The organism is Dryocola clanedunensis, assembly GCF_038405435.1.
Taxonomy (GTDB): domain Bacteria; phylum Pseudomonadota; class Gammaproteobacteria; order Enterobacterales; family Enterobacteriaceae; genus Dryocola; species Dryocola clanedunensis_A.
This window is the reverse complement of the sequence record NZ_JBBYHZ010000008.1, coordinates 37,949-62,736: the sequence shown is the minus strand read 5'-3', so window position 1 is coordinate 62,736 and position 24,788 is coordinate 37,949. Positions and strand designations below refer to the sequence as shown.

General features: G+C 58.4%; 20 protein-coding genes. 11 read left to right on the top strand and 9 right to left on the bottom strand.

Annotation, left to right across the window (positions count from 1 at the left end; genetic code table 11):
- Positions 1-45 precede the first annotated feature (45 nt).
- From gluQRS to thpR, 4 genes are all read right to left on the bottom strand, one after another.
- Positions 46-942 carry a tRNA glutamyl-Q(34) synthetase GluQRS gene (gluQRS, locus tag AAE045_RS16755; protein WP_455548695.1) on the bottom strand — a complete coding sequence of 299 codons (897 nt, stop codon included), beginning with the start codon at positions 940-942 and terminating at the stop codon, positions 46-48.
- Positions 943-1,005: 63 nt separating this feature from the next.
- On the bottom strand, positions 1,006-1,461 hold the full coding sequence (gene dksA / locus AAE045_RS16750) for an RNA polymerase-binding protein DksA (RefSeq protein WP_121266913.1): 456 nt from the start codon (positions 1,459-1,461) through the stop codon (positions 1,006-1,008).
- 193 nt (positions 1,462-1,654) lie between these two features.
- Positions 1,655-2,359, bottom strand: coding sequence for a DNA/RNA nuclease SfsA (sfsA, locus tag AAE045_RS16745; RefSeq protein WP_455548694.1), 705 nt, complete (start codon positions 2,357-2,359; stop codon positions 1,655-1,657).
- Positions 2,360-2,899 (bottom strand): RNA 2',3'-cyclic phosphodiesterase, encoded by a 540-nt coding sequence (thpR, locus tag AAE045_RS16740; RefSeq protein WP_455548693.1) that lies wholly within the window; start codon positions 2,897-2,899, stop codon positions 2,360-2,362.
- A 73-nt stretch (positions 2,900-2,972) separates the two neighbouring features.
- Here thpR and hrpB point away from each other — a divergent pair, with 73 nt between their 5' ends.
- The 6 genes from hrpB (at position 2,973) to fhuB (ending at position 14,173) form a co-directional block, all read left to right on the top strand.
- Entirely contained in the window at positions 2,973-5,405 is a 2,433-nt protein-coding gene (gene hrpB / locus AAE045_RS16735) for an ATP-dependent helicase HrpB (protein ID WP_455548692.1), read from the top strand.
- 79 nt (positions 5,406-5,484) lie between these two features.
- Positions 5,485-8,028, top strand: coding sequence for a bifunctional glycosyl transferase/transpeptidase (gene mrcB / locus AAE045_RS16730; protein WP_455548691.1), 2,544 nt, complete (start codon positions 5,485-5,487; stop codon positions 8,026-8,028).
- A gap of 210 nt (positions 8,029-8,238) precedes the next feature.
- Complete coding sequence (gene fhuA, locus AAE045_RS16725) at positions 8,239-10,443, top strand: ferrichrome porin FhuA (RefSeq protein ID WP_455548690.1); 2,205 nt, start codon at positions 8,239-8,241, stop codon at positions 10,441-10,443.
- Between the two features lie 51 nt (positions 10,444-10,494).
- On the top strand, positions 10,495-11,292 hold the full coding sequence (fhuC, locus tag AAE045_RS16720; RefSeq protein ID WP_455548689.1) for a Fe3+-hydroxamate ABC transporter ATP-binding protein FhuC: 798 nt from the start codon (positions 10,495-10,497) through the stop codon (positions 11,290-11,292).
- The gene (gene fhuD, locus AAE045_RS16715) at positions 11,292-12,191 is read left to right on the top strand and encodes a Fe(3+)-hydroxamate ABC transporter substrate-binding protein FhuD (RefSeq protein WP_455548688.1); all 900 of its coding nucleotides are present in this window, start codon (positions 11,292-11,294) and stop codon (positions 12,189-12,191) included. Before fhuC ends, fhuD begins: the two co-directional genes overlap by 1 nt.
- Positions 12,188-14,173 (top strand): Fe(3+)-hydroxamate ABC transporter permease FhuB, encoded by a 1,986-nt coding sequence (gene fhuB, locus AAE045_RS16710; protein WP_455548687.1) that lies wholly within the window; start codon positions 12,188-12,190, stop codon positions 14,171-14,173. The genes fhuD and fhuB overlap by 4 nt, the downstream gene beginning before the upstream one ends.
- Before the next feature lie 61 nt (positions 14,174-14,234).
- On the opposite strand, the gene hemL is transcribed toward fhuB, so the two are convergent.
- Positions 14,235-15,515, bottom strand: coding sequence for a glutamate-1-semialdehyde 2,1-aminomutase (hemL, locus tag AAE045_RS16705; RefSeq protein ID WP_455548686.1), 1,281 nt, complete (start codon positions 15,513-15,515; stop codon positions 14,235-14,237).
- Positions 15,516-15,653: 138 nt separating this feature from the next.
- On the opposite strand from hemL, the gene clcA reads away from it, so the two are divergent.
- Both clcA and erpA read left to right on the top strand, forming a co-directional pair.
- A complete protein-coding gene (gene clcA, locus AAE045_RS16700; protein WP_455548685.1) occupies positions 15,654-17,099 on the top strand; it encodes a H(+)/Cl(-) exchange transporter ClcA in 1,446 nt (481 codons plus the stop codon).
- Positions 17,100-17,180: 81 nt separating this feature from the next.
- Positions 17,181-17,525 (top strand): iron-sulfur cluster insertion protein ErpA, encoded by a 345-nt coding sequence (gene erpA / locus AAE045_RS16695; protein WP_455548684.1) that lies wholly within the window; start codon positions 17,181-17,183, stop codon positions 17,523-17,525.
- Positions 17,526-17,574: 49 nt separating this feature from the next.
- Here the strand turns inward: erpA and AAE045_RS16690 are convergent, their stop codons facing one another.
- The 3 genes from AAE045_RS16690 to mtnN are packed head-to-tail and all read right to left on the bottom strand — an operon-like array spanning position 17,575 to position 19,709.
- Positions 17,575-18,195, bottom strand: coding sequence for a TRIC cation channel family protein (locus AAE045_RS16690; RefSeq protein WP_455548683.1), 621 nt, complete (start codon positions 18,193-18,195; stop codon positions 17,575-17,577).
- A 22-nt stretch (positions 18,196-18,217) separates the two neighbouring features.
- The gene (btuF, locus tag AAE045_RS16685; protein ID WP_455548682.1) at positions 18,218-19,018 is read right to left on the bottom strand and encodes a vitamin B12 ABC transporter substrate-binding protein BtuF; all 801 of its coding nucleotides are present in this window, start codon (positions 19,016-19,018) and stop codon (positions 18,218-18,220) included.
- Positions 19,011-19,709: a 5'-methylthioadenosine/S-adenosylhomocysteine nucleosidase gene (mtnN, locus tag AAE045_RS16680; protein WP_455548681.1), complete on the bottom strand. Its 699-nt coding sequence runs from the start codon at positions 19,707-19,709 to the stop codon at positions 19,011-19,013. Before mtnN ends, btuF begins: the two co-directional genes overlap by 8 nt.
- Before the next feature lie 94 nt (positions 19,710-19,803).
- Here mtnN and dgt point away from each other — a divergent pair, with 94 nt between their 5' ends.
- The 3 genes from dgt (at position 19,804) to cdaR (ending at position 24,230) form a co-directional block, all read left to right on the top strand.
- The gene (gene dgt, locus AAE045_RS16675) at positions 19,804-21,318 is read left to right on the top strand and encodes a dGTPase (RefSeq protein ID WP_455548680.1); all 1,515 of its coding nucleotides are present in this window, start codon (positions 19,804-19,806) and stop codon (positions 21,316-21,318) included.
- Positions 21,319-21,459: 141 nt separating this feature from the next.
- Positions 21,460-22,899 (top strand): serine endoprotease DegP, encoded by a 1,440-nt coding sequence (degP, locus tag AAE045_RS16670; RefSeq protein WP_455548679.1) that lies wholly within the window; start codon positions 21,460-21,462, stop codon positions 22,897-22,899.
- Between the two features lie 173 nt (positions 22,900-23,072).
- Positions 23,073-24,230 (top strand): DNA-binding transcriptional regulator CdaR, encoded by a 1,158-nt coding sequence (cdaR, locus tag AAE045_RS16665; RefSeq protein ID WP_455548678.1) that lies wholly within the window; start codon positions 23,073-23,075, stop codon positions 24,228-24,230.
- 84 nt (positions 24,231-24,314) lie between these two features.
- On the opposite strand, the gene AAE045_RS16660 is transcribed toward cdaR, so the two are convergent.
- Positions 24,315-24,704 carry a DUF3461 family protein gene (locus AAE045_RS16660; RefSeq protein ID WP_202301116.1) on the bottom strand — a complete coding sequence of 130 codons (390 nt, stop codon included), beginning with the start codon at positions 24,702-24,704 and terminating at the stop codon, positions 24,315-24,317.
- Between the last annotated feature and the right edge of the window lie 84 nt (positions 24,705-24,788).

Here is a 24,788-nt window from a genome sequence, read left to right as displayed (position 1 = left end):
CAGTGTCAATCATTAGGGACAAAAAAAACAGCGGCTAATCATAGCTCAGTGCGGCGCATTTGAGAATGACGTATTCACGGGAGCCTTAAGTGGAATGTCACCCGGCGCCCAATTTTTTACCGCTTCGCTTAACAGGCTGTCCAGCGACAGATCCTGCCAGCAGGGAATAAGCGGCTGATTTAAGAATGCTAACGCATTGATAAGTACAGGACGTGGGTCGCCCTGCGGCAGCGCCGGAGCGTGGTTTTGCTTGGATAACTTATTGCCCTGCTCGTTGACCGCCAGCGGCAGATGCATGTACTGCGGCACCCGCCAGCCAAACTGCTGGTACAGCGAAATCTGACGTACGGTAGGCTCGATCAAATCCGCGCCGCGCACAATCTCCGTCACGCCCTGAAAGTTATCGTCCACCACCACGGCCAGATTATAGGCAAACAGGCCGTCGCGGCGGTGAATGATAAAGTCTTCCCGCGCAAGCTGTTCGTCCGCCAGCAGCGTGCCGCGCAGTTTATCTTCAAAACTTAATACCGGATGCTGTTGCACCAGGCGCACGGCGGCGTTTTCCGGACCGTGATTCAGCGTCCGGCAGTGGCCGTCGTAGAAGCCGCCGATTTGCTGAATGCGGCTGCGGGAACAGGTGCAGAAATAGCTGAGATGCTGGTCGCGTAGCCAGGCCAGCGCTTCGCGATAGGCCTCATGGCGCCGGGACTGCCAGAGAACGTCACCATCCCAGTGCAAACCATAATGTTCAAGCTGGCGCAGAATCGTATCGGCAGCACCCGGCACTTCTCTGGGCGGGTCGATATCTTCGATGCGCACCAGCCACCGGCCATGGTTAGCCCGGGCCTGCAGATAGCTACCGAGGGCGGCAATCAGCGAGCCGAAATGAAGTTCACCGGAGGGTGAGGGGGCGAATCGCCCGATGTAATGGGGAGCTGTCATGAGTCTACAAATAAGTAAGGCGGGAGAGACTCCCGCCTTTGAAAGTGGTGAAATCGCGTGCTGTTAGCCAGCCATCTGTTTTTCGCGAATTTCTGCCAACGTTTTGCAGTCGATACACAAATCAGCTGTCGGACGTGCTTCAAGACGGCGAATACCAATCTCAACGCCGCAGGATTCGCAGTAGCCGAAATCTTCGTCTTCTACTTTCTTGAGCGTCTTCTCGATCTTCTTGATCAGCTTACGTTCGCGATCGCGGTTGCGCAGCTCCAGGCTGAACTCCTCTTCCTGGGCGGCACGGTCGACCGGGTCCGGGAAGTTAGCAGCTTCATCCTGCATGTGCGTGACGGTGCGATCAACTTCGTCCATAAGTTGGTTACGCCAGGCTTCAAGAATACGCCTGAAGTGCGACAGCTGGGCTTCGTTCATGTATTCTTCGCCCGCTTTCTCCTGGTAAGGCTCCACCCCAGCGATGGCGAGGATACTCAGGGACGATGTTTTACGCTTTTGCCCTTCTTGCATGTTGCTTCTCCTTAACACGCACTATCGGTCCCCTGTTGGGGGAAAATCAGGTCGCTATAAATAGCAGATGCTTTTCAGGATGGCAATTATATAAATTTCGCTATTGACAACCCTGTGAGGAAAAGCGTATTTACGCGAGCGACCAGAACACAAAACATACAAAAAGCGTTAACCGTTCTTTGTAAATGAGATGTTATAAACAGACAGGTAACGGCGAGGTTAGCGTCAGCCCTCTGGCAGAAAGTTCTGCCCGCAAGGCCAATATTTCCACCCCGCATTCCTGCGCCTCGCACAATAGTTGCGCATATTTTGCGTCGATGTGGCGTGCCGGGGAGACACGAGTGATGGCGGAGTGTAACACCGCAAACAGCAGCACTGCGCGCTCTCCATGCCTGACCACGCTCATCAATTCCCGCAGATGCTTCTGCCCGCGAAGGCTCACAGCATCAGGGAAAAAGCCACTTCCCTGTTCGGATAACGTGACCGATTTCACTTCAATATAGCAGTTAACTTTGTTATCCGCCTGTAACATAAAATCGATCCGGCTGCGCTCTGCGCCGTACTTCACTTCGCTAAGGATTTTTGTGTAACCGCTTAATTCTGAAAAATGATTTTCGACCAGCGCTTCCTTCACCACGTTATTCGCCTGCAGCGTATTCACGCAGATAAAATCGCCGTTTTGCGTCTCGGTAATTTCCCAGGTGTGGGCATATTTACGCTTCGGATTGGCCGAGGTGGAATACCAGACGGTATCACCCGGCGTGGCGCAGCCGGTCATCGCGCCGGTATTCGGGCAGTGTAGCGTCAGCAATTCACCCTGGGGGGTGACCACATCCGCCAGAAAGCGCTTATAGCGTTGAATTAAAGTGGCTGGCTGCAGCGCCGGGGAAAACTCCATTTACTCTTCCTTATTATGTAACGGCCAGCGCTCCAGCGGCTGGTAACGGGTGCGGCCCTGGCTGAAAACTGACTCGTAAAGCACAAACTCCTCAACTTTAAACTGCCAGCGGAAGTTGGGCTGTGGAATGGCGACGGACTGGGTCACGCTGCGGTAGAGCGTAACGTGAGGATGGTAAGGCTGCGGGCTTTGGTAGCAGCCGTTACGCGCGGCCTGGGCGCGCAGCATATTGGCCAGCTGGATAAGCCCCAGCGACGCATGGCGTGGGCCGAGCCAGACGACTTTTGAGCGCGCCCACAGCCCGGCATCGTCGAGCGTTAGCGTAAAGCCAGACTGCTGGATACGTCCCGCCAGCCGGCTTAGCGCACGCTGTTTTTCGGCGCTGACGTCACCCAAAAAAGCGAGCGTCAGGTGCAGATTCGCTGCCGCAACGGGGCGTCCGGCGTCCGCGGGAAAGTTCTCAGCACGCCAGCTGACGATCTGCCGCTGCACCACGGCGGGCATATCGAGGGCGAAGAACAGACGGCGAGTGTCGGCCATGGGGGTTTCTCGGTTATGTGTGTACGGAATGCTACAATGCGCGATTGCGTATGTTAACCCTTTGGAGCTGTTTGTGTCGTCATTACCTGTCGCCGCGGTCCTAACCGATGTTCTCAGCGCGCTGCAAGTCGCGCCGCAGGTGCTGCTTAACGCGCCTACCGGGGCAGGGAAATCCACCTGGCTCCCGCTGCAAATCCTCAAAGAGGGCGGTTTGAGCGGAAAAATTCTGCTGCTTGAACCGCGCCGCCTCGCCGCCCGCAACGTTGCCCAGCGCCTGGCGGAGCTTCTTGGCGAGAAGCCCGGCGAAACGGTCGGCTATCGGATGCGGGCGGAAACCTGCGTCGGGCCTGATACCAGGCTGGAAGTAGTGACCGAAGGGATTTTGACCCGCCTGATCCAGCGCGATCCTGAACTCACCGGCATCGCGCTGGTTATCCTTGATGAATTCCACGAGCGCAGCCTGCAGACCGATCTGGCGCTCGCGCTTCTGCTGGACGTGCAGCAGGGGCTGCGTGAAGATTTGAAGCTGCTGATTATGTCGGCCACGCTGGATAACCAGCGCCTGCAAAAATGCCTGCCGGACGCGCCCGTCATCAGCTCCGAAGGCCGCGCTTTTCCTGTCGAGCGGCGCTATAGCCCGCTGGCTACCCATCAACGTTTTGACGAAGCCGTCGCGGTCGCGGTGGCAAACCTGCTGCGTGAAGAGTCGGGGTCGCTGCTTCTGTTTTTGCCGGGCGTCGGGGAGATCCAGCGCGTGCAGGAGCAGCTGCGGGAGCGCGTAGCCAGCGACGTTCAGCTTTGCCCTCTGTACGGTGCGCTGCCGCTGAGCGAACAGCGTAAAGCTATACTTCCGGCCGTGCCGGGCACGCGCAAGGTCGTGCTGGCAACCAACATTGCCGAGACGAGCCTGACGATTGAAGGCATCCGCCTGGTGGTGGACAGCGGCCAGGAGCGTGTAGCCCGTTTTGACGTGCGAACCGGGCTGACCCGCCTGGTGACCCAGCGCATCAGCCAGGCCTCCATGACCCAGCGCGCGGGCCGTGCCGGGCGTCTCGAACCGGGTATTTGCCTGCATCTCACCAGCGCGGAGCAGGCCGAACGCGCCGCCGCGCAAAGCGAGCCGGAAATCCTGCAAAGCGATCTTTCCGGCCTGCTGCTTGAGCTTTTACAGTGGGGCTGCCAGCAGCCGGAGCAGCTTACCTGGCTGGATCTGCCGCCTGCGGCTAATCTGCATGCGGCACGGAAGCTTTTGCGGCAGCTGAACGCGCTGGATGAGCAGGAGCACCTGACCCCGGCGGGCCAGAAAATGGCGCAGCTCGGCAACGATCCCCGTTTAGCGGCGATGTTGATTGCCGCCAGAACACCCGATGAGCAGGCCACTGCGGCCAGGCTGGCGGCAATTCTGGAAGAGCCGCCGCGCGGTCAGGACAGCGATTTACGCAACGCCTTCAGCCGCCGTCAGGATAACTGGCAGCAGCGCAGCGCCAGGCTTCTGAAGCGTCTAAACAGTCGTGGCGGTCAGGCGGATATCTCGCTGGCAGGGCCGCTGCTCGCCCGGGCCTTTGCCGACCGCATTGCCCGCAGGCGTGGGCAGGAAGGTCGCTACCAGCTGGCGAACGGCATGGGCGCAATGTTAAATCAGGATGATGCGCTCACCCGCTATGAATGGCTGTTAGCGCCGCTGCTTTTACAGGGCAGCCAGACGCCGGATGCGCGAATGCTTCAGGCTTTGCCGCTGGACATCGACAATCTCATTGCCAGCGTGCCTGCGCTGCTCGGGCAAAGCGACTCCGTGGAGTGGGACGAAACGCAGGGCACGCTGAAGGCGTTTCGCCGCCAGCAGATTGGCCAGCTGGTGGTAAAAGTGCGGCCGCTGGCGAAACCGTCGGAAGAGGAGCTGCATCGGGCGATGCTCAACGGTATTCGCGAGCGGGGGCTGAGCGTGCTGAACTGGACGCCGCAGGCGCAGCAGCTGCGTATTCGGCTGGCCTGCGCGGCAAAATGGCTGCCTGAGCAAGAATGGTCTGAAATGAGCGACGAGGCGCTGCTGCGTGATTTAGAGGGCTGGCTGCTGCCGGAAATGAACGGCGTCCACTCGCTGCGCGCCCTGAAAAATATCGACCTTACCAGGGCGATACAAAACTGGCTCGGCTGGTCACAGCGTCAACGTCTGGATACTGCGCTGCCAACTCATTACACTGTGCCGACCGGAAGCCAGATTGCCATTCGTTACGATGAGGACAACCCTCCCGCGCTGGCGGTACGAATGCAGGAAATGTTTGGCGAAGCGCAAACCCCGGTGATTGCCGGGGGGCGCGTCCCGCTGGTGCTTGAGCTGCTCTCTCCCGCTCAGCGTCCGCTACAGGTCACGCGTGATTTGACCGCGTTCTGGAACGGGGCCTACAGGGAGGTGCAAAAAGAGATGAAAGGGCGCTATCCGAAGCATGTATGGCCGGACTCTCCGGCCGATGCGCTGCCGACAAGGCGTACCAAAAAGTACCAGTGACTTTGAGAGATTTCTTCTTCCGCAAGCCGTGGAAGAAAGGAGAATCAGGCCGTGCGCCTTATATTTGGTGGAGAAAGCAATGGCGGGGAATGACCGCGAACCTATTGGACGCAAGGGGAAACCCTCTCGTCCCGCGAAAGAAAAAGTAAGCCGTCGTCGGGTCAGGGAAGAAGAGTATGACGATGATTACGAAGATGATTATCAAGACGAGGAACCGATGCCACCACGTAAAGGGAAGGGGGGCGGTAACGGCCGTCCGCCACGGAAGAAACACCGCTGGCTATGGTTCCTGCTGAAGCTGTTCGTCGTCTTTGTGGTGCTGTTTGTGATCTACGGGGTCTATCTGGACCAGCAGATCCGCAGCCGCATCGACGGTAAAGTCTGGCAGCTCCCTGCGGCGGTCTATGGCCGCATGGTGAACCTTGAGCCGGACATGCCGTACAGCAAAAAAGAGATGGTGAACCTGCTGGAAGCCACCCAGTACCGCCAGGTCACGCGCATGACGCGTCCGGGTGAGTTTACCGTGCAGGCCAACAGCATCGAGATGATCCGTCGGCCCTTTGATTTCCCGGACAGCAAAGAAGGGCAGATCCGCGCGCGCCTCGTCTTTGACGGCGACCGCCTCGAGTCGATCCAGAACATGGATAACAACCGCAGCTTCGGTTTCTTCCGTCTGGATCCGCGCCTGATCACCATGCTCTCTTCGCCAAACGGCGAACAGCGTCTGTTCGTGCCGCGTACGGGCTTCCCGGACCTGCTGGTGGACACGCTAATTGCCACCGAAGACCGTCACTTCTACGAGCATGACGGTATCAGCCTTTACTCTATCGGCCGTGCCATGCTGGCGAACCTGACGGCAGGCCGTACGGTGCAGGGGGCGAGTACCCTGACGCAGCAGCTGGTGAAGAACCTGTTCCTCTCCAGCAAAAGAACGTACTGGCGTAAGGCGAACGAAGCGTACATGGCGCTGATCATGGATGCCCGCTACGGCAAAGATCGCATCCTCGAGCTGTACCTGAACGAGGTGTATCTCGGCCAGAGCGGCGACAACGAAATCCGTGGTTTCCCGCTGGCGAGCCTCTACTACTTCGGCCGCCCGGTTGAAGAGCTGAGCCTCGATCAGCAGGCGCTGCTGGTGGGCATGGTGAAAGGGGCGTCGATCTATAACCCGTGGCGTAATCCGAAGCTGGCGCTTGAGCGTCGCAACCTGGTGCTGCGCCTGCTGCAGGAGCAGAAGGTTATCGATCAGGAGCTGTACGACATGCTGAGCGCGCGTCCTCTGGGCGTGCAGCCGCGCGGCGGGGTGATTTCACCGCAGCCGGCGTTTATGCAGATGGTGCGTAACGAGCTGCAGGCGAAGCTGGGCGACAAAGTGAAAGATCTCTCCGGCGTGAAGATCTTCACCACCTTCGATTCGGTGTCTCAGGATGCGGCGGAAAAAGCGGTGAGCGAAGGCGTACCGGTTCTGCGCGCCTCCCGTAAGCTGAAGGATCTGGAAGCGGCAATGGTTATCGTTGACCGCTATACCGGCGAAGTGCGCGCGATGGTCGGCGGGGCGGAAACGCAGTTTGCAGGCTTTAACCGCGCCATGCAGGCGCGCCGTTCAATCGGCTCGCTGGCGAAACCGGCGACCTATCTGACCGCGTTAAGCAAGCCGGATACCTATCGCCTGAATACCTGGATTGCGGATGCGCCAATCTCCCTGCGCCAGCCTAACGGCCAGGTCTGGTCCCCGCAGAACGACGATAAGCGCTTCAGCGGCCAGGTTATGCTGGTGGATGCGCTAGCGCGCTCCATGAACGTGCCAACGGTTAACCTTGGCATGGCGATTGGTCTGCCTGCCATCACGGATACCTGGACTAAACTGGGCGTGCCGAAAGACCAGCTGAACCCGGTACCGGCCATGATTCTGGGGGCGCTGAACCTGACGCCAATTCAGGTCGCACAGGCGTTCCAGACCATCGCCAGCGGCGGCAGCCGTGCAACGCTTTCCGCGCTGCGCTCGGTTATTTCCGAAGACGGCACGGTGCTGTATCAGAGCTTCCCGCAGGCAGAGCAGGCGGTGCCACCGCAGGCGGCGTACATGACGCTCTATACCATGCAGCAGGTTATGGCCCGTGGTACGGGGCGTGCGCTGGGCAGTAAATATCCAAAGCTTCACCTGGCCGGTAAAACGGGGACCACCAACAACAACGTGGATACCTGGTTTGCGGGCATTGATGGCAAAGAAGTGACCATCACCTGGGTAGGGCGCGATAACAACCAGCCAACGAAGCTGTACGGCGCAAGCGGTGCGATGGCGCTTTATCAGCGTTATCTCGCGGCGCAAACGCCGATCCCGCTGACGCTAACGCAGCCGGAAGATATCGTGGATATGGGCGTGGATGACGCGGGTAACTTCCAGTGCAGCGGCGGTCAGACGCGTACCCTGCCTGTCTGGACAACGAACCCGGATGCGCTTTGCCAGCAGAGCCTGCAACAGCAGCAGACGAACAACCCGTTCGACCAGTCTTCTGAGCAGCCTCAGCAGCAGCCACAACAGCAGCAACAGCAGCAGCCTCAGAAGCAGGAAGAGAGCGACGGCGTTGCCGGCTGGATCAAGGACATGTTTGGCAGTAAATAATCAGGCCTGATATGCCCACAAAGCCCTCGTTACTCACGGGGGCTTTTCTTTTTTCTATCCCCGCACAATCCCTCTGGTTAATTATTATTCCCTCAGTCCCGTCAGGGTTGTGATCCGCTTGCTATGCGCTTTCCGTTTCGTCTATTATTCTGCGGCATAATAATAATTATCGTTTAGGTTATCATTCTTCACTTCATCAGAGATTATACAATGGCGCGTTCACTCGTGGGACTTCCAGTTAACACCTCCGTTCGTCAACTTGCACTGTTCGTTGCGGCCACCCTGGGCGGCGTCAGCGTATCGAGCTTCGCCGCGGATACCGCAACCAAGAAAGAAGACACCATTACCGTTATTGCGGCACCTGTAGCGCAGGAAGATCCGCTGGGCCCTGCTGCGACCGTTGCGGCAAAACGTACCGTGACCGCCACCAAAACCGACACGCCAATTGAAAAGACGCCGCAGTCTATTTCTGTTGTGACACGTGAAGAAATGGAAACCAAACAGCCGCAGACCGTTAAAGACGCGCTGAGCTATACGCCGGGCGTCTTCTCTACTCGCGGCAGCTCCTCTGCCTACGACGTTGTGTCTATCCGTGGCTTCACAACTTCTTCGACCGTCAATACCAACCAGTATCTGGACGGCATGAAGCTTCAGGGCGATAACTACTCAGAAGCCTCCATGGATCCGTACTTCCTTGAGCGCGTTGAGCTGCTGCGCGGCCCGGTATCCGTCCTTTACGGGAAGAGCAACCCGGGCGGCGTTGTCAGCATGGTCAGCAAGCGTCCGACTACCGAGCCGCTGAAAGAAATCCAGTTCAAAATGGGTACCGATAACCTGTGGCAGACTGGTTTTGACTTCAGCGACGCGCTGGACGATGACGGCGTGTACTCCTATCGTCTGACCGGCCTTGCCCGCAGTGAAAACGCACAGCAGGAGATGGTGAAATCTAACCGCTACGCTATCGCCCCTTCCTTCAGCTGGCGTCCGGATGACAAAACCGATTTCACCTTCCTGAGCAACTTCCAGAGCGACCCGCATGCGGGTTACTACGGCTGGCTGCCGCGTGAAGGCACCGTGGTGCCTTATAAAGACGCGAACGGTAACGAACACAAGCTGCCAACTGATTTCAACGAAGGCGAAGACAGCAACAAGCTGGCGCGTCGTCAGCAGATGGTGGGCTACAGCTTCGCACATGAATTTAACGATACCTGGACCGTGCGCCAGAACCTGCGTTACACCCAGGTTCATACGCTGTACGACTCCGTGTACGGCAACGGCTATATCTCCCCGGGCAAAATCAGCCGCGCCTACGTGCGTTCCGATGAAGACCTGAACAACTTCACCGTTGATACCCAGGCGCAGGCTAAATTTGCAACCGGCGCGGTCGACCACACCCTGTTAACCGGTGTGGATTACATGCGTATGCGTAACGATATCGATGCGGATTATGGCTCTGCCAGCCCAATCGATATGCATAACCCGCAGTACGGTAACGCGAACGTTGTGACTTTCTTCCCGTACGAAGTGCTTAACCGTCAGGAGCAGACCGGCCTGTACGTACAGGATCAGGCAGAATGGAACAAGTTTGTACTGACCCTGGGTGGGCGTTACGACTTCGCGAAAACGTCTACTCTGACGCGCTCCAGCAATACCACTGCGGAAATTAATGACGAGCAGTTTACCTGGCGCGGCGGCCTGAACTACGTGTTCGATAACGGTATCGCGCCGTACATCAGCTACAGCGAATCTTTCGAGCCGGTATCGGGTGCAAGCCTGGACAAAAAACCATTTGATCCTTCAATGGGTAAACAGTACGAAGCTGGCGTGAAATATGTGCCGAAAGATCTGCCGGTTGTGATTACCGCAGCGGTGTACCAGCTGACGAAAGACAAAAACCTCACGCCTGATCCGCGTGATGTTACATTCAGCACCCAGGGCGGTGAAATTCGCTCCCGCGGCTTTGAGCTGGAAGCGAAGGCAGCCGTAAACGAAAACATCAACGTGACCGCGGCCTACAGCTTCACCGACGCCGAATACACCCACGACACGCTGTATGAAGGCAAGCGTCCTGCGGAAGTGCCGCGCAACATGGCCTCCCTGTGGGCTGACTACACCTTCCACGAAACGGCGCTCAGCGGATTAACCTTTGGCGCAGGCGCGCGCTATGTTGGCTCTACGTCCAGCTTCTACACCACTGGCCCGCAGACTAACGAAGCCTTCAACGTAGCGAGCTATACGGTCGCGGATGCGATGGTGAAATACGATCTGGCGCGCTTCGGTATGCCCGGCTCGTCCGTTGGGGTGAACGTTAACAACCTGTTCGATCGTGAGTATGTCTCCAGCTGCTACCGCGACTACGCCTGCTACTGGGGTGCAGAACGTCAGGTGGTTGCGACCGCGACCTTCCGCTTCTAATCGCTCTCAGGATGCGGCGGTTCGCCGCATCCATCAACAAGTTGGGTTCCCATGCAGGACAAACACCCCCATCCCGATACCACATTCAGCCTTTCTGACGTCACCTTCCGCGTGCCGGGCCGTACGCTGCTCCATCCTCTCTCGTTCACCTTCCCGGTGGGGAAAGTCACGGGCCTGATTGGCCACAACGGTTCCGGTAAGTCCACGCTCCTGAAAATGCTTGGCCGCCACCAGAAGCCGTCGGACGGGGAGATCCTGCTCAACGATCGGCCTCTGGACGACTGGAACAGCAAGGCGTTCGCCCGCCAGGTGGCCTATCTTCCGCAGCAGCTGCCTGCCGCAGAAGGCATGACGGTGCGTGAGCTGGTGGCGATAGGTCGCTACCCGTGGCACGGGGCGCTGGGGCGCTTTGGCGCGGCGGACCGCGAGCTTGTTGAAGAGGCGATTTCGCTGGTGGGCCTTAAGCCCTTTGCCCACCGTCTGGTGGACAGTCTTTCGGGCGGCGAGCGGCAGCGCGCGTGGATTGCCATGCTGGTCGCCCAGGACAGCCGCTGCCTGCTGCTGGATGAACCAACCTCCGCGCTGGATATCGCCCATCAGGTGGACGTGCTGGCGCTGATTCATCGTCTGAGCCAGCAGCGGGGCCTGACGGTGATCGCCGTTCTCCACGATATCAATATGGCCGCCCGCTACTGTGACCATCTGGTCGCGCTGCGCGGGGGGGAAATGATTGCCCAGGGAAATCCGGCTGAGATTATGCAAAGCGAAACGCTGGAGCATATTTACGGTATCCCGATGGGCATCCTGCCGCACCCGGCAGGGGCTGCACCGGTGAGCTTCGTTTACTGATGCCTGAACTTCTCAATTCCCCTGTGAGCCGTCGTCAGCTGCTGACTGCGCTGGCGCTTTCGCCGCTCCTGCTGAAGGCAGGTTTTGCCCAGGCGGCCCCGGTTGATGCCAGCCGCGTTGTGGCCCTTGAATGGCTGCCCGTTGAGCTCCTGCTGGCGTTAGGCGTCACGCCGATGGCGATGGCGGACAAACTTAATTATCACGCCTGGGTAGGCGAACCGAAGCTGCCCGACGGGGTTATTGACGTCGGGCTGCGTACGGAGCCGAATCTCGAGCTGCTTACCCAGCTCAAACCGTCGCTGATTATCTACTCCGCAGGCTACGGTCCGTCGCCCGATAAAATGGCCCGCATCGCGCCGGGAATGGGGTTTAACTTCAATGACGGATCGGGCAAACCCCTGAGCGTGGCCCGCAAATCGCTGGCTGAGCTCGGTGTGAAGCTGGGCAGGCCGCAGGCCGCAGCCGAGCATCTGGCGAAGTTCGACCGTTTTATTGCCGATATGAAGCCGCGCTTTGCCGCACGGGGCGATACGCCGGTGCTGCTGATGACGCTGCTCGACCCTCGCCATGCGCTGGTGGTCGGCGAAAACAGCCTGTTCCAGGAGGTCATGGATCTGCTGGGGGTGAAAAATGCCTGGCATGGCGAAACCAACTTCTGGGGCACGGCGGTGGTCGGCCTTGAGCGGCTTGCCGCCATCAAAGATGCGGACGTCATCTGCTTCGATCACAACAACGATGCCGAAATGGAAAAAGTCATGGCAACCCCGCTGTGGAAAGCGATGCCGTTCGTGCGTCAGCAGCGTTTTCAGCGCGTGCCTGCCGTGTGGCTGTACGGCGCAACCATCTCCGCCATGAACTTCACAACGATGCTGGCAAAAGCCGTAGGGAGCGAAGCGTGAAACGTCATCATGTCCTGTTTCCGGTCGTGCTGCTGGCTTTGCTTTTTATCGCGGCCCTCTGGCTGACGCTGCATAACCTGGATAGCCAGCTGCCTTCGGCACAATGGTCAAAAGCCTGGTGGCAGCCGAATATCGACGATATCAGCCAGATGCTGTTCCATTACAGCTCCCTGCCTCGCCTGGCAATTTCGCTGCTGGTCGGGGCCGGACTGGGGCTGGTGGGCGTGCTGTTCCAGCAGGTATTACGTAACCCCCTTGCTGAACCGACGACCCTTGGCGTGGCGAGCGGGGCGCAGCTCGGCGTTACCGTCGCTACCCTCTGGGCCTTGCCGGGCGGTTTCGAAACGCAACAGTTTGCGGCGCTGATTGGCGCGGGCGTGGTCGGCCTGCTGGTCTTTGGCGTGGCGTGGGGCAAGCGCCTCTCACCGGTCACGCTGATCCTTGCGGGGCTGGTCGTCAGCCTTTACTGCGGCGCGGTGAACCAGCTGCTGGCAATTTTCCACCATGACCAGCTGCAAAACATGTTCCTGTGGAGCACCGGGGCGCTGAACCAGACGGACTGGAGCATCGTTAACGGCCTGTGGCCGCGCCTGGTGGGCGGGATGCTGCTGACGCTCCTGCTGCTGCGTCCGCTTACGCTGATGGGGCTGGATGACGGCGTTGCCCGTAATCTGGGCCTGGCGCTTTCGCTGGTCCGCCTTGCGACATTAATTCTGGCCATCGCCATCAGTGCCTTACTGGTTAACGCGGTAGGCATCATTGGCTTTATCGGCCTGTTTGCCCCTTTGCTGGCGAAGATGCTCGGCGCACGACGCCTTGCGGCCCGGCTTTTCCTGGCCCCGCTGATTGGCGCGCTGATCCTCTGGCTTTCGGATCAGGCTGTCATCTGGCTGACCGGCGCGTGGCGTGAAATCTCTACCGGCACGGTTACCGCCCTGATTGGCGCTCCACTGTTGCTGTGGCTGCTGCCGCGCCTGCGTACCGTCGGCACGCCTGCTTTGAACGCGGGGGATAACGTCCCGGCTGAACGCCAGCATATTGGCTGGTGGGTTCTGGTTGCGGGGGGCCTGCTGGCGCTGGTTATCGTCACCGCGCTTACCCTGGGGCGCGATGCCCACGGCTGGAACTGGGTGAACGGCGAAATGTTCCACGACCTGCTGCCGTGGCGCTGGCCGCGTATGCTGGCGGCGCTGACCGCCGGGATGATGCTGGCGGTAGCGGGCTGCGTGATACAGCGCCTGACCGGGAACGCGATGGCCAGCCCCGAAGTGCTGGGGATAAGCTCCGGCGCGGCGTTTGGCGTGGTCGTGATGCTGTTTATCGTACCCGGTAATGCTTTCGGCTGGCTGTTCCCGGCGGGCAGCCTGGGGGCGGCAATCACCCTGCTGGTGATCATGATCGCAGCCGGAAGAGGGGGCTTTTCACCGCAGCGCATGCTGCTGGCGGGGATGGCGCTCAGCACCGCATTTACCATGCTGCTTATGCTGCTGATGGCAAGCGGCGACCCGAGGATGGCGGGGATCCTCACCTGGATTTCCGGTTCGACCTATAACGTCACGGGCGAGCAGGCGGTAAAAACGCTGATTCTGATGGTAGTGCTGTTTGCGCTTACGCCGCTGTGCCGCCGCTGGCTGATGATTCTGCCGCTGGGTGGCGCAACCGCCCGTGCGGTGGGCATGGCGCTGACCCCGTCCCGCTTTGCCCTGCTGCTGCTGGCCGCAACGCTGACCGCTGCCGCTACGCTTACCGTTGGGCCGTTGAGTTTTGTGGGCTTAATGGCGCCGCATATTGCCAGGATGCTGGGCTTCAGGCGTGCGATGCCGCAGCTGATGATGGCTGCATTAATTGGTGGCATGCTGATGGTGGCGGCAGACTGGTGCGGAAGGATGGTGCTGTTCCCGGATCAAATCCCTGCCGGGCTGCTGGCGACCTTTATCGGCGCGCCTTACTTTGTTTACCTGCTGCGTAAGCAGAGCCGCTGATTCAGGACCCTCACCCTAACCCTCTCCCTGAAAGGGAGAGGGCCGGGGTGAGGGGAGAGTATTACAGCTTCGCAAACACCCGACGTGCGGCGTCGATGGTCTTCTGAATATCTTCCTTCGAGTGCGCAACCGACATAAAGCCCGCTTCAAACGCGGACGGTGCCAGGTACACGCCTTCTTCCAGCATCAGATGGAAGAACTTCTTAAAGCGCTCCACGTCGCAGCCCATCACGTCCTGATAGTTGGTCACGGTTGGCGCATCGGTAAAGAACAGGCCGAACATGCCGCCTACGTTGTTGACAACCAGCGGGATGTTTTCTGCTTTTGCGGCTTTTAACAGGCCGCTGGCCAGCATTTCGGTCAGTTCGGTCAGCGTCTGGTGGATGCCCGGGCGGGAAACCTCGGTCAGACAGGCATAGCCCGCCGCCATGGCGATTGGGTTACCGGACAGCGTTCCCGCCTGGTAAACCGGCCCGGTTGGCGCCAGCGCTTCCATAACGTCGCGACGACCACCGAAGGCGCCCACCGGCATTCCGCCGCCGATAATTTTACCCAGGCAGGTCAGGTCGGGCTCAACGCCGTAGTAAGACTGCGCGCCAGCCAGCGCGACGCGGAAGCCGGTCATTACTTCGTCGATGATCAGCAGCGCGCCGAACTCGTCGCACAGCGCGCGCAGGCCCGGCAGGAAGTCCGCGTTTGGTGGGATGCAGTTCATGTTGCCCGCAACCGGCTCAACGATGATGCAGGCCACATCCTGCGGATACAGCTCAAACGCTTCGCGCACGGAGGCGAGATCGTTATAGGTGCAGGTCAGGGTATGTTTGGCGAAATCAGCCGGTACGCCCGGTGAATTCGGCTGGCCCAGGGTCAGCGCGCCGGAGCCCGCTTTCACCAGCAGGTGGTCGGCGTGGCCGTGGTAGCAGCCTTCGAACTTGATGATTTTATCGCGGCCGGTAAAGCCACGCGCCAGGCGAATGGCGCTCATGGTGGCTTCGGTTCCGGAGTTCACCATGCGGACCATGTCCATGGTCGGCACCAGCTCGCACACCAGCTCCGCCATTTTCACTTCCATTTCGGTCGGCGCACCGAAGCTCAGGCCGCGCTCAACCGCTTCAATCACCGCGTTGCGGATAGCCGGGTGGTTATGTCCCAGCACCATCGGGCCCCAGGAGCCGACGTAATCGATATAGGCTTTGCCGTCCGCATCGTACAGGTAGGCCCCGTCGGCACGTTCAACAAACAGCGGGACACCGCCGACTCCGGTAAAAGCACGGACCGGCGAGTTCACCCCGCCGGGGATGACTTTGCGGGCGGCATCGTACAGGTTTTCTGACTTACTCATGAATCGGCTCCTGATTCGTGGAAATAGGGACAACGCGCTATTCTAAGGGAAACCTTCACGGTTATGAAAGTTTTGCCCGAACGCGCGGAGCGGGTAGAATGCCCGCTCAATTTGTAATACTTATTAATGATGACTCCAATGAACCCTTCCCACCCCTCTTTTGAAGCACAGGAAGTCGTGCGCTTACGTAGGGGCGACATGGTGCGTCGCCTGATCCGCCGGGATAAAACCCCGGTGGCAATTCTTTTTATGGCAGCGATCGTTGGAACTCTGGCCGGTCTGGTCGGCGTGGCGTTTGAAAAATCAGTGACCTGGGTGCAGCAAAATCGCCTGGCGATGCTCGCTCACGTGGCGGACTATTCGCTGATTGTCTGGCCGCTGGCGTTTATCAGCTCGGTGCTGCTGGCGATGGTGGGTTACTACCTCGTCAGGCGTTTTGCGCCGGAAGCGGGAGGCTCAGGTATCCCTGAAATCGAAGGCGCGCTGGAAGAACTTCGTCCGGTTCGCTGGTGGCGCGTTATTCCGGTGAAGTTTATCGGCGGCATGGGAACGCTCGGCGCAGGAATGGTGCTGGGCCGCGAAGGGCCGACGGTACAGCTGGGCGGAAACATTGGCCGCATGGTGCTGGATATTTTCCGGCTGCGCGGTGCCGAAGCTCGTCACTCTTTACTGGCTACGGGTGCGGCTGCTGGCCTGTCGGCGGCCTTTAACGCGCCGCTGGCGGGGATTCTGTTTATCATCGAAGAGATGCGCCCGCAGTTTCGCTACAACCTTATCTCCATCAAGGCCGTGTTTATCGGCGTTATCATGTCGAGCGTGGTGTTCCGCATCTTCAACGGTGAAAGCGCCGTTATAGAAGTGGGCAAGCTTTCTAATGCTCCCGTCAATACGCTCTGGCTGTACCTGATGCTGGGCATGGTATTCGGCGTGGTTGGCGTGTTGTTTAACAGGCTGATTTTCCGCACTCAGGATCTGTTCCAGCGTATTCACGGCGGCGATATTAAAAAATGGGTGCTGATTGGCGGCCTGCTGGGCGGCGTCTGCGGCGTGCTGGGGCTGATTCAGCCCGCGGCGGCGGGCGGCGGTTTTAATCTCATTCCAATCGCGGCTGCCGGTAACTACACCGTGGGCATGCTGTTGTTTATTTTTATTGCCCGCGTGCTCACCACGCTGCTGTGCTTCTCTTCGGGCGCGCCGGGCGGGATATTCGCCCCAATGCTGGCGCTCGGTACGCTGCTCGGCACGGCGTTTGGCCTGGCCTGTACGGCATGGTTCCCTGCCTATCATCTTGAAGTAGGCACCTTTGCGATAGCGGGCATGGGGGCGCTGTTTGCCGCCTCGGTGCGCGCGCCGCTGACCGGCATCGTGCTGGTGCTGGAAATGACGGACAATTATCAGCTCATTTTGCCAATGATCATTACCTGTCTTGGCGCGACACTGTTAGCCCAGTTCCTCGGCGGCAAGCCTCTGTACTCTTCGATCCTTGAGCGAACGCTGGCGAAACAGGAAGCCGAACAGCAGGCAAAACAACAGGCTGAGCAGCAGGCTAAGGCCCAGCTAACGCCGGGCGGGGAGAATACTTGAACGATTTACCAGGGTATTAGATAATGGCCCTAAAGATCGGGTTAATCTTTGCCCGATTTCTTATTTCGTTGGGAGCAAAAAATGAGTGATGACGTAGCGCTGCCCCTGCAGTTTACCGAAGCCGCAGCCAGTAAAGTTAAGAGCCTGATCGCAGACGAAGAGAACCCGAATCTGAAACTGCGCGTCTACATCACCGGTGGTGGGTGCAGCGGCTTCCAGTACGGTTTTACCTTTGATGACCAGATCAACGAAGGCGACATGACCATCGAGAAGCAGGGCGTTGCGCTGGTCGTCGATCCGATGAGCCTGCAATATCTGGTGGGCGGAGCGGTGGATTACACTGAAGGTCTGGAAGGTTCTCGCTTTATCGTGAGCAACCCGAACGCCAAAAGCACCTGCGGGTGCGGTTCCTCCTTCAGCGTGTAACCGCTGCGGGAAAAGAAAAGCCGGGTTAGTTAACCCGGCTTTTTTATGTTCAGGATTTGTCTTCCAGGGCAAAGGTTGGCAGTTTCAGGTGCCAGCGAATAGCCGCCAGGCGTATCACCAGCGTGACCGTCATCCCAATCATGCTTGCCTGTTCCAGCGGTACCCTGAAGGTATAAAAGGCCGTGGCGTGAACGATGCCGCCGATAATGCAGGCGGTGGCGTAAATCTCGGTGCGCAGGATCATGGGGATTTCGCGGGCCAGCACATCGCGAATAATCCCGCCGCCCACGCCGGTCAGCACGCCCATACAGATGGCAATCAAAGGGCTGGTGCCCGCCAGAAACGCTTTGTTCACCCCGATACCGACAAACACGGCAAGGCCGACGGCATCGAGCACCGGCAGGATCCACTTAGGCAAGCGGCGCGGCTGGCGTATCAGCAGGATTGTCAGCAGGCAGGTCACCATCGCCACCACGAGATCGGTAGGATCTTTAACCCAGAATACCGGGCCATTATCCAGCGCCATATCGCGGATCGTCCCGCCGCCAACGGCCGTGACCACGCCCAGCACCAGCACGCCAAACGGATCCATTCGAAGCTTCCCTGCCAGCAGCACTCCGGAGATGGCAAACACCGCGGTGCCGATAATATCCAGCCAGTAGACCAGCATTGATTACCCTCAAATCAAGACGTTATTGTTGCGCCAGCTCCTGACAGAGCTGTTTTGCGGCGAGGATAATACGCGGGCCGGAGCGGCTAAACCAGTCATCATTGATGGCAATAACCGGAATTTTTAGCTGGCTTTGCCAGAACTGCTGCACTGCCAGGACCTGGGCCGTATCGCCCGCGATAATAATAGCCTGAGGTTTACGGGCCAGTACCTGCTCGCGGCTGACCTGCGGCCAGGGAACGCGGCTGTCGGCAAAGATATTTTGTCCGCCACAGACCTCCACAATTTCGTTCTGCAGGGAGCCTGTACCGGTGGTAAAGAGAGGATGTTGCCCAAACTGGAGGAACACTTTTTTCTTCGCGCTGCGGGCATACTGCGATTTTAGCTGTGCAAACTCTGCTGCCAGCTTATCGGCTGATTCCGTGGCCTTTGCGGGCGTGGGGCTGTACTGGCCCAGCTCGCGCAGCGCTGAAATTACGCCGTCCACGGTGGTGGGATCCAGCCAGACAATCCTGATGCCCAGCGCGGCCAGCTGGTTGACCTGGCGCTCCGCGTTTCCGGCACGCCACGCCAGCACCACATCAGGTTTAAGCGCCACGATGCGTTCCAGGTTCATCCCCTGCCAGTTCGCCACCTGTTCAAGCTTTTTCGCCTCCGGCGGATAGTCCGACCAGGCGCTGGCAGCCACCGGCGTAATCCCTGCGGCATAGGCCAGCTCGGTGTTACTCGGCGACAGGGAGATCACCCGCGGCGCGGCAAAGAGCAGCGCCGGGAGGCAGAACACAAGCGCGCTTGCCGCACGCCAGAACGTCCTGTTATGCACGAGCCAGCTTCTGCACCAGGTTTTCCACCATCAGGGTAGACTGCTTAGCGGCAACGGCCAGGAACTCGTCAAAGCTCAGATGGGACTGCTGGTCGGCTACGTCTGAGATGGCGCGAACAACAACGAACGGTGTCCCGAAGTTGTGGCAAACGTGGGCCACGGCGGTTGCTTCCATTTCCACGGCTACGGCCTGCGGGAAGTTATGGCGGATTTTAGCCAGCGCAACGGAGCCGTTGATGAACGCATCGCCGCTTACGACCAGGCCGCGTACCGCGTTCAGGTTCAGCTCGCTGATGCAGGCTTCGGCCGCGGCAATCAGCTTCGCGTCAGCGGCAAAGCCCGCCGGGCAGCCGGGCAGCTGGCCATATTCATAGCCAAAAGCGGTGACGTCGGCATCGTGATAGCGAACTTCGTCAGAGACGACGATATCGCCTACTTTCAGCGTTGGCGCCAGGCCGCCTGCGGAGCCGGTGTTGATCACCACGTCAGGCTTGAAATGCTCGAGCAGTAAGGTTGCGCCCAGAGCAGCCGCGACTTTACCGATGCCGGATTTCAACAGCGCCACTTCCACGCCGTTCAGGGTGCCGGTGTAGATTTCACACCCGGCAAGCTTCAGCGTCTGACGGTTTTCGATTTTGTCACGCAGCAGCGTAACTTCTTCTTCCATTGCACCAATAATGCCTGCTTTCATAGAGATACTCGCTAATGTGTTAGTTCAGGGGCATAGTCTATCATGGCAGACAGGCAGGAATTAATCCGCGATTTACGCGGGCGAGGGAGAAGACATGAGTGAAATCGATTTCCGCAGGAAAATTAACTGGCACCGTCGCTTCCGCTCGCCCGAGGGCGTAAAGAACGAACATGAGATCCTGCGCATATTTGAAAGCGACCGTGGCCGCATCGTCAACTCTCCGGCCATCCGCCGCCTGCAGCAGAAAACCCAGGTATTCCCGCTGGAGCGCAATGCTGCGGTACGCACCCGCCTGACCCATTCGCTGGAGGTGCAGCAGGTAGGACGATACATCGCCAAAGAGGTCCTGAGCCGTCTTAAAGAGCAACAAAGCCTTGAAAAATACGGGCTGGACGAACTGACCGGGCCGTTTGAAAGCATCGTTGAGATGGCCTGCCTGATGCACGATATCGGCAATCCGCCCTTCGGCCATTTTGGTGAATCGGCGATTAACGACTGGTTCCGCCAGCGCCTGTTTCCTGCGGATGCGGGCAGCCAGCCGCGCAGCGATGACCGCTGCAGGGTCGATGCGCTGCGCCTGCGGGAAGGGGAGGACAAACTGAACGAGCTGCGTCGCAACGTGCGGCAGGATCTCTGCCAGTTTGAGGGCAATGCCCAGGGGATTCGTCTGGTGCACAGCCTGCTGCGCATGAACCTCACCTGGGCGCAGGTTGGCTGCATTCTGAAATATACCCGCCCGGCCTGGCTGGTGGGTAAGCCGCCGGAAAGCCATGCCTATCTGATGAAGAAACCGGGCTTCTACCTTTCTGAAGAGGCTTATATCCGGCGGCTGCGGGCCGAGCTGGAGCTGGGCGAGTTCAGCCGCTTCCCGCTGACCTGGATTATGGAGGCGGCGGACGATATCTCCTACTGCGTGGCCGACCTGGAAGACGCGGTGGAAAAGAGGATCTTCAGCGTGGAGCAGCTCTACCAGCATCTGCGTGACGCCTGGGGGGAGCATCAGCCTGGCGATCTTTTTGAAGAGGTGGTTAACGAGGCGTGGCGCAAATCCAGCACTAATCAGATGAGCCGTAACACCGAAGATCAGTTCTTTATGTACCTGCGGGTCAACACGCTTAATCAGCTGGTGCCGTACGCCGCGCAGCGTTTTATCGATAATCTGCCGGAGATATTCAGCGGCGAGTTCAATCACGCCCTGCTTGAGGACGACAGCCCCTTCGCGCGCCTGCTGGAACTCTATAAGCAGGTGGCGGTACAGCATGTTTTCAACCATCCTGAAGTGGAACAGCTTGAGCTACAGGGCTATCGCGTCATCAGTGGCTTACTTGAAATTTACAGTCCGCTGCTCAATATAGCCGCTGAGGATTTTGCCGAACTGGTGGAAAAAGAGAGCCTGCGCCGTATGCCAATCGAGACGCGGCTTTTCCACAAACTGTCCACCAAACACCGGCTGGCCTATGTCGAAGCGGTAAGTGATTTAGCGCCTGCGGGCCCTGAATATGCGGTGTGGGAGTACTATTACCGCTGCCGCCTTATTCAGGACTATATCAGCGGCATGACCGATTTATATGCCTGGGACGAGTATCGCCGATTGATGGCAGTGGAGTAACAAGCCGTTTAGTTTTGTAAAGACGCTCAATAATTTTTTACTTTTTCCAGCGGGTTATGGGCGGAACTAAGCGCTAACAATGCCACTCTATATTGGCCTACACAGTAATTATGCGTGACTTATAAATTGAGACTGAACAACATGAAAAAAACCACTTTAGCAATGAGTGCGCTGGCTTTAAGTCTGGGTCTGGCGCTGGGACCAATGTCCGCCTTCGCCGCCGAAACGGCTTCTTCTGCTTCTGCCGCTCAGCCGCTGCCGAGCCTTGCTCCGATGCTGGAGAAGGTAATGCCTTCAGTGGTAAGCATTAACGTTGAGGGAAGCACTACGGTGAATACCCCGCGTATGGGACGCAACTTCCAGCAGTTCTTTGGCGACAACTCGCCGTTCTGCCAGGAAGGTTCTCCGTTCCAGAGCTCTCCGTTCTGCCAGGCTGGACCGGGCGCAGGCGGTGACGGCAGCTCCCAGCAGCAAAAATTCGCGGCCCTGGGGTCGGGCGTCATCATTGACGCAGCCAAAGGCTATGTCGTGACCAACAACCACGTGGTGGATAACGCCACCAAAATTCAGGTTTCCCTGAGCGACGGCCGTAAATTTGACGCCAAGGTTGTAGGCAAAGATCCTCGTTCCGATATCGCACTGCTGCAGCTTCAGGATCCAAAAAACCTGACGGCGATTAAAATGGCGGACTCCGACGCGCTGCGTGTCGGTGACTACACCGTGGCAATCGGTAACCCGTATGGCCTGGGCGAAACCGTGACTTCCGGTATCGTTTCTGCGCTGGGTCGTAGCGGCCTGAACATCGAAAATTACGAAAACTTCATCCAGACGGATGCGGCGATCAACCGCGGTAACTCCGGCGGCGCGCTGGTTAACCTGAACGGTGAGCTGATCGGCATTAACACTGCGATTCTGGCACCGGACGGCGGCAACATCGGTATCGGCTTTGCGATCCCGAGCAACATGGTGAAAAACCTGACCGCGCAGATGGTGGAATTTGGCCAGGTACGCCGCGGCGAGCTGGGCATAATGGGTACCGAGCTGAACTCCGAGCTGGCGAAGGCCATGAAGGTTGATGCACAGCGCGGCGCGTTCGTAAGCCAGGTTATGGCTAACTCTTCCGCTGCGAAAGCAGGCGTGAAGGCTGGTGACGTTGTGGTTTCCATGAACGGTAAGGCGATCAGCAGCTTCGCGGCGCTGCGTGCGGAAGTGGGTTCCATGCCGGTTGGCAGCAAAATTACCCTCGGACTGCTGCGCGATGGCAAACCAGTTTCCGTCAGCCTGCAGCTGCAGCAGAGCAGCCAGACTCAGGTGGATTCCGCCACTATCTTTACCGGCATTGAGGGCGCTGAAATGAGCAACCGCAGCGGTAAAGACGAGAAGGGCGTCATTGTGAACTCCGTGAAAGGAAACACCCCGGCTGCCCGTATCGGCCTGAAAAAAGGCGACATTATTATCGGTATCAACCAGCAGGCGGTAAACAATATCGCCGAGCTGCGCAAGATTCTGGATGCCAAACCGTCGGTGATGGCGCTGAACATTCAGCGTGGTGACTCCACCATCTATCTGCTGATGCAGTAATCCCTTTCGGACTGAGTTAGTCCATGTAGCCAGGGGCCGCAATCGCGGCCCCTATTTTTTTGTGAGCCTTTCCACAACTCCACATACTCATCGGCTGCTTTGGGCATTTGCACAATGCCGGGGGCTTTCATCTCGCCTATGCTGGGCCATTAGCACGATGACGGGAGTAAACCATGGCCGGCTGGCATCTTGATACCAAAATGGCGCAGGATATTGTGGCGCGCACCATGACCATCATTGATACCAATATCAACGTCATGGATGCCCGGGGTCGAATCATTGGCAGCGGCGATAAAGAGCGTATCGGAGAGCTGCACGAAGGGGCGCTGCTGGTGCTTTCGCAGGGGCGCGTGGTGGATATTGATGACGCGGTTGCCCGCCATCTTCATGGCGTGCGCCAGGGGATCAATCTGCCGCTGCGGATTGAAGGCGAAATCGTCGGGGTCATTGGCCTGACGGGGGAGCCGGAGTCGCTGCGTAAATACGGCGAGCTGGTCTGTATGACCGCCGAGATGATGCTGGAGCAGTCCCGCCTGATGCACCTGCTGGCTCAGGACAGTCGCCTGCGTGAAGAGCTGGTCATGAACCTGATTCAGGCGGAGGAGCACACCCCGGCGCTGACCGAGTGGGCGCAGCGGCTGGGCATCGACCTCAACCAGCCCCGCGTGGTGGCGGTGGTTGAAGTGGACAGCGGTCAGCTCGGTGTGGACAGCGCAATGGAGGAGCTTCAGCAGCTGCAGAATGCCCTCACGACGCCGGAGCGCAACAATCTGATTGCCATCGTTTCGCTGACAGAAATGGTGGTGCTTAAGCCCGCGCTCAACCAGTTTGGCCGCTGGGACGCGGAGGACCATCGCAAACGCGTGGAACAGCTTATCAGCCGCCTGAAAGAGAACGGCCAGCTGCGATTCCGCGTGGCGCTCGGCAACTTCTTTACTGGCCCTGGCAGCATCGCCCGCTCTTACCGCACCGCCCGTACCACCATGATGGTCGGCAAACAGCGCATGCCGGAAAGCCGCAGCTATTTTTATCAGGATTTGATGCTGCCCGTGCTGCTGGACAGCCTGCGCGGCGGCTGGCAGGCCAATGAACTTGCTCGCCCCCTGACAAGACTTAAGGCAATGGATAACAACGGATTATTACGCCGAACGCTTAGCGCCTGGTTCCGTAACAACGTTCAGCCGCTTGCGACCTCAAAAGCGCTGTTTATCCACCGTAACACGCTGGAATACCGGCTTAATCGCATCTCAGAATTAACGGGATTAGATCTGGGGAACTTCGACGATCGCCTGCTGCTGTACGTGGCGCTGCAGTTAGATGAGCAGAGATAAAAGAAAGATGACGCTACCGTTTATCAGACCCGATAACCAGGTTATAGAGGTCTGATAAGCGAAGCGTCATCGGGCACGGCGTCTTTATTTATTGCGGGTTAGCTTTTCCAGATCGGATTCAATTTCGCTGATCTTATTGGTTACGACCGATTCCAGATGACGCAGATCGTCGAGGATCTTACGCTTCAGATCCACCTCGGTGCGATCGCGTTTGCAGAGCTGATCTAATTCGTCAATCACGTAGCGCAGGTTGGGGCTAATCTCCTGCACTTCTTTGTAACCCTGTCCTACGCCATCGGCGACGACGGTTTTGCGCTGGCGCGGGTATTTAAACTTCACGCTTTTGGCAAAGAACTCGCCCTTATCCTTCTGGAAATAGATTTTCAGGATATCGTTGTTGGCTTCCTGCCGGAGGCTGTAACGATCGATTTCATCAGGATTGGTAATACCCAGACTTTTCAGGTTATCGTACATAGCGTTACCTTTTCGATATCATTAACCTATAGATAATCAACGGAAAATTCCTTTCCCGCCACTCCCGGATGCAAAAAAGGCGGG

Bases quoted from the DNA above. Each gene is read 5' to 3' on its own strand.
- gluQRS (WP_455548695.1), bottom strand. From the start codon at position 942: ATGACAGCTCCCCATTACATCGGGCGATTCGCCCCCTCACCCTCCGGT.
- dksA (WP_121266913.1), bottom strand. From the start codon at position 1,461: ATGCAAGAAGGGCAAAAGCGTAAAACATCGTCCCTGAGTATCCTCGCC.
- sfsA (WP_455548694.1), bottom strand. From the start codon at position 2,359: ATGGAGTTTTCCCCGGCGCTGCAGCCAGCCACTTTAATTCAACGCTAT.
- thpR (WP_455548693.1), bottom strand. From the start codon at position 2,899: ATGGCCGACACTCGCCGTCTGTTCTTCGCCCTCGATATGCCCGCCGTG.
- mrcB (WP_455548691.1), top strand. From the start codon at position 5,485: ATGGCGGGGAATGACCGCGAACCTATTGGACGCAAGGGGAAACCCTCT.
- fhuA (WP_455548690.1), top strand. From the start codon at position 8,239: ATGGCGCGTTCACTCGTGGGACTTCCAGTTAACACCTCCGTTCGTCAA.
- fhuC (WP_455548689.1), top strand. From the start codon at position 10,495: ATGCAGGACAAACACCCCCATCCCGATACCACATTCAGCCTTTCTGAC.
- fhuD (WP_455548688.1), top strand. From the start codon at position 11,292: ATGCCTGAACTTCTCAATTCCCCTGTGAGCCGTCGTCAGCTGCTGACT.
- hemL (WP_455548686.1), bottom strand. From the start codon at position 15,515: ATGAGTAAGTCAGAAAACCTGTACGATGCCGCCCGCAAAGTCATCCCC.
- clcA (WP_455548685.1), top strand. From the start codon at position 15,654: ATGAACCCTTCCCACCCCTCTTTTGAAGCACAGGAAGTCGTGCGCTTA.
- erpA (WP_455548684.1), top strand. From the start codon at position 17,181: ATGAGTGATGACGTAGCGCTGCCCCTGCAGTTTACCGAAGCCGCAGCC.
- AAE045_RS16690 (WP_455548683.1), bottom strand. From the start codon at position 18,195: ATGCTGGTCTACTGGCTGGATATTATCGGCACCGCGGTGTTTGCCATC.
- mtnN (WP_455548681.1), bottom strand. From the start codon at position 19,709: ATGAAAGCAGGCATTATTGGTGCAATGGAAGAAGAAGTTACGCTGCTG.
- dgt (WP_455548680.1), top strand. From the start codon at position 19,804: ATGAGTGAAATCGATTTCCGCAGGAAAATTAACTGGCACCGTCGCTTC.
- degP (WP_455548679.1), top strand. From the start codon at position 21,460: ATGAAAAAAACCACTTTAGCAATGAGTGCGCTGGCTTTAAGTCTGGGT.
- cdaR (WP_455548678.1), top strand. From the start codon at position 23,073: ATGGCCGGCTGGCATCTTGATACCAAAATGGCGCAGGATATTGTGGCG.
- AAE045_RS16660 (WP_202301116.1), bottom strand. From the start codon at position 24,704: ATGTACGATAACCTGAAAAGTCTGGGTATTACCAATCCTGATGAAATC.